The sequence below is a fragment of the Micrococcus sp. LASM2_SD2 genome (assembly GCF_057364565.1).
Genome location: NZ_JBNFOB010000209.1, coordinates 1 through 4,035, shown reverse-complemented (window position 1 = coordinate 4,035; position 4,035 = coordinate 1). Strand labels below are relative to the sequence as shown.

3 protein-coding genes and 1 pseudogene are annotated in these 4,035 nt (G+C 73.3%); 2 read left to right on the top strand and 2 right to left on the bottom strand.

The window, feature by feature from the left end; genetic code table 11:
- Together pheT and pheS are read right to left on the bottom strand one after the other, a co-directional pair.
- A pseudogene (gene pheT / locus AC2W7A_RS10040) lies at window positions 1-1,974 on the bottom strand (phenylalanine--tRNA ligase subunit beta); the annotation flags it as partial.
- 7 nt (window positions 1,975-1,981) lie between these two features.
- Window positions 1,982-3,013, bottom strand: coding sequence for a phenylalanine--tRNA ligase subunit alpha (gene pheS / locus AC2W7A_RS10035; protein ID WP_485991233.1), 1,032 nt, complete (start codon window positions 3,011-3,013; stop codon window positions 1,982-1,984).
- Window positions 3,014-3,191: 178 nt separating this feature from the next.
- Between pheS and AC2W7A_RS10030 the strand changes: the two genes are divergently transcribed.
- Window positions 3,192-3,551, top strand: coding sequence for a CHY zinc finger protein (locus AC2W7A_RS10030; RefSeq protein WP_485991232.1), 360 nt, complete (start codon window positions 3,192-3,194; stop codon window positions 3,549-3,551).
- Between the two features lie 92 nt (window positions 3,552-3,643).
- Window positions 3,644-4,035: hypothetical protein (locus AC2W7A_RS10025; protein ID WP_485991231.1), on the top strand; the 392-nt coding region annotated here is incomplete at its 3' end.

The following is a 4,035-nucleotide window of genomic DNA, read 5'->3' as shown; positions in this document are numbered from 1 at the left end:
CGGCGGGCCCTCGTGGCCCGGCGAACACGGGCGGCCACGCGGCGCGGCTGGTCCGGGGATGCCGGCGTCCAGGTCCGCGAGGGCCTCATCCGAGGGCTTCACGCCGTTCGGCTCGTTGGACGCGGAGCCGAGGCGCTCGCCCGGCAGGAACACCAGGCCGACCTCGTACAGAGCGACGTCCTTGAAGCCGCGGGAGGCGTTGCGCCGCGCGGTCTCCAACAGGTTCGGCAGCAGCGAGGTGCGCAGGAACCCGAACTCCTGGGAGATCGGGTTGGACAGGCGCACCATCGCCTGCCGGGCGCCCCCCTCCTCGGTGGCCGAGCCGAACAGGCGGTTCTGGGCCTCGGAGACGAACGGGTAGTCCAGGACCTCGGTCAGGCCCGCGCCGGCCAGCACGTCCGCCACGCGGCGGCGCTGGGCCTGGGCGCGGGACAGGCCGCGGCCGGGAGGGGCGACCGGCAGGGTGGACGGGATCCGGTCGAAGCCGTCCAGGCGGGCGATCTCCTCCACGAGGTCCTCGGGGATCCTCAGGTCGTGCCGCCAGGAGGGCGAGGTGACCCTGAGGGTCTCGCCGGCGTCCTCGACCGTGGCGCCCAGCTCGGTGAGCAGCTCGACGACCCGCTCCTTCGGGTAGTCCACGCCGATGCGACGGGAGGGGTAGGCCGGGTCCAGCTCGACGACCGGGTACTCCGGGCGGGCGCCGTGGTCCGTGACGCCGGGCTCGGCGGTGCCGCCGGCCAGCTCGACGAGGAGCTGCACGGCGCGCTCGGCGGCCTCGTCCGCGATCTCCCAGTCCACGCCGCGCTCGTTGCGCTTCGAGGCCTCGGAGGGCAGCCGGTGGCGGCGGCGGGTGCGGGCGATCGAGACCGGGTCGAAGTGCGCGGACTCGATCGTCACCCGGGTGGTGGTCTCCGACACCTCGGTGGAGGCTCCGCCCATGACCCCGGCCAGGCCGATCGGTCCGGACTCGTCCGTGATGAGCAGGTCCTCGGCGTGGAGCGTGCGCTCCTTGTCGTCCAAGGTCCGCAGGGTCTCGCCCTCGGCGGCGCGGCGGACCGTGATGGTCCCGGTCAGCTTGTCCGCGTCGTAGAAGTGCAGCGGCTGGCCGAGCTCCCACATCACGTAGTTGGAGACGTCCACCACGAGGGAGTGCGGGCGGATGCCGGCCAGGCGCAGCCGCGCGGCCATCCACGGCGGGGTCGGCACGGTCGGGTCGATGCCGGACACGGTGCGGGCCACGAACCGGTCGCAGCCGGGGGCGCCGTAGATCGGTGCGGTGTCGTCCAGGACCACCGGCTGGCCGTCCTCGTTCGGCTCCGGCGGGGTCAGGCCCGCGGCCGGGTCGGTGAACGCGGTGCCGGTGGCGTGCGCGTACTCGCGGGCGATGCCGCGGATGCTGAAGGCGTAGGAGCGGTCCGGGGTCACGTTGACCTCGGCGGCCTCCTCGTCCAGGTGCAGCAGCTCCAGCACGTCCGTGCCGAGTTCCGGGTCCAGACCGAGGGTGGAGAGCACGAGGATGCCGTCGTGGTCCTCCCCGATCCCGAGCTCACGGACCGAGGCGATCATGCCGGCGGAGACGTGGCCGTAGGTCTTGCGCGGGGAGATCCGGAAGTCGCCCGGCAGGACCGAACCGGGGAGGGTCACCACGACCTTGTCCCCCACCTGGAAGTTGTGGGCGCCGCAGACGATGCCCTGCACGCCGGAGGGGTCGATGCCCTCGTCGGTCAGGGTCTGCTCGGTGCCCTCGGGCACCACACGGACCTGGCACCAGTTGATGGTCTTGCCGTTCTTCTGCGGCTCCGGGACCATCTCCAGCACCTGGCCGACCACGATCGGGCCGGACAGCCCGTCCGCGGGGCGGTGGACCCCCTCCTCCTCGAGGCCGACCTTCACGAGGTCGGCGAGGACGTCCTCGGCGGTGGCGTCGGCCGGGACCTGCGCGTACTCGCGCAGCCAGGAAAGCGGGATACGCATGCGGTGCTCAGAGCTCCATTCCGAAGTGCTGGGAGAAGCGGACGTCGCCTTCGATCATGTCCCGCATGTCCGGGACCTCGTTACGGAACATGAGGGTGCGCTCGATGCCCATGCCGAACGCGAAGCCGGAATAGACCTCCGGGTCCAGGCCGGCCGAGCGCAGGACGTTGGGGTGGACCATGCCGCAGCCGCCCCACTCGATCCACTGCGGGCCGCCCTTGGCCTGCGGGTGCCAGATGTCCATCTCGGCGGACGGCTCGGTGAACGGGAAGAAGTTCGGGCGCAGCCGGATCTCCGCCTCCGGGCCGAACATCTGCCGGGCGAAGTACTCGAGGGTGCCGCGCAGGTCGGCCATGGTCAGGCCCTCGTCCACGGCGAGGCCCTCGAACTGGTGGAAGACCGGGGTGTGGGTGGCGTCCAGCTCGTCGGTGCGGAAGGTGCGGCCCGGGCACAGGACGTACACGGGCGCTCCGCGCTCCAGCATGGCCCGGACCTGCACCGGGGAGGTGTGGGTGCGCAGCAGGAGGTTGGACTCCGGCGGCTCCACGAAGAAGGTGTCCTGCATCTCGCGGGCCGGGTGGTCCGGCGGGAAGTTCAGGGCGTTGAAGTTGAACCAGTCGTGCTCGAGCTCCGGCCCCTCGGCGATCTCCCAGCCCATGCCGACGAAGATGTCCGAGACGCGCTCCTGCAGCAGGGACAGCGGGTGGCGGGCCCCGGGGAGGCGGCGGGCGGCGGCCGTGGTGACGTCCACGGTCTCCTCCACGAGCATCCGGGCGGCGTGCTCCTCCTCGAGGACTGCGGTGCGGGCCTTGAGGGCCTTCTCCATGCGGCCGCGGGCGGCGCCCATGGTCTTGCCGGCGGTGGCCTTGTCCTCCTTGGGGAGCCTGCCGATCTGGCGGTTGGCCAGGGGCAGCGGGGCCTTCTCGCCGGTGTGCCTCAGTCGGGCGGCCTTCAGCTCATCGAGGTCGGCGGCGGCCTCGAAGTCGGCGAGCGCCGCCTCCACCGCGGCGCCGACGGCCTCCGCGTCGGCCGGGGAGATCTGCGGGGCACCCTCCGCGGCGCGCCGGTCTCGGGGGTCTGCGTCATGACGTGACTGCACCCTTCGATGTCAGGTTCTTCTGGTCAGGGGTCGGCATCCAGTCTAGTGCGCGGGCAGACGCCTCCCGGCGGGCGAGGCGAGGGCGTCCGCGGTGCGGACAGGACGCTACGGTGTCCCCATGCCTGCCTCCGCCCGCCGTGCGCTCGTGCACGGGACCGACGTCCGGGGTCTGCTCGTGGACGGACAGACCCGCTGCGCGCACTACGCGGGCCCGTCGGACGTGGTGGCCCTGCAGCTGGCCTGCTGCCCTGAGCACTGGGCCTGCCGGGAGTGCCACGACGCCCTCGCGGGCCATCCGGGGGTGCCGGTGCCGGCCGACGATCCGGACCGGCGGCCCGCCCTGTGCGGCGTCTGCGGACACCGGATGCGCGCCGCCGAGTATCTGGCCGCCCGCGCCTGCCCCAACTGTGCAGCGGAGTTCAACCCCGGATGCCGGCTGCACCGGCACCTGTACTTCGCGGACGGGGACGGCCGATGACCCGGCGCCCCTCCCCCGCCCCGCGCCCCGGTGCGGGGCGCACGCGAGGCGGGCGGCCGTCGTCGCGCCCGGTGCGTCAGGTGTGGAACCTGGTGAACCTGTCCACGGTGCTGGGACTGGTGGCCGCGGCGGTGCTGCGGTGCCCGCTGACGCCGGCGCCCCACGGGCTGGTGCAGGCGCACGGCTACCCGCTGGCCTTCCCGGACGGCGCGGCCTTCACGGTGGGCAATGTGGTGTTCACGCGGCCAGGGCTGCGGATGACCCCGCAGCTGTGGCGGCACGAGTCCGGGCACGCGACGCAGTATGCGGTGTGCCTGGGGCTGCCGTTCCTGCCGCTGTACCTCCTGGCCGTGGGGTGGTCGCTGTGGCGCTGCGGGGACACGGCCTCGGCGAACCTGTTCGAGCGCACCGCCGGGCTGGCCCTGGGCGGCTACCGGGAGCGGGCCCCGATCCGCGCGTGGCACGGCCGGCGGCTGGACCGCCC

Excerpts from the sequence above, each read along its gene's own strand:
- AC2W7A_RS10030 (WP_485991232.1), top strand. The coding sequence starts at position 3,192 with ATGCCTGCCTCCGCCCGCCGTGCGCTCGTGCACGGGACCGACGTCCGG.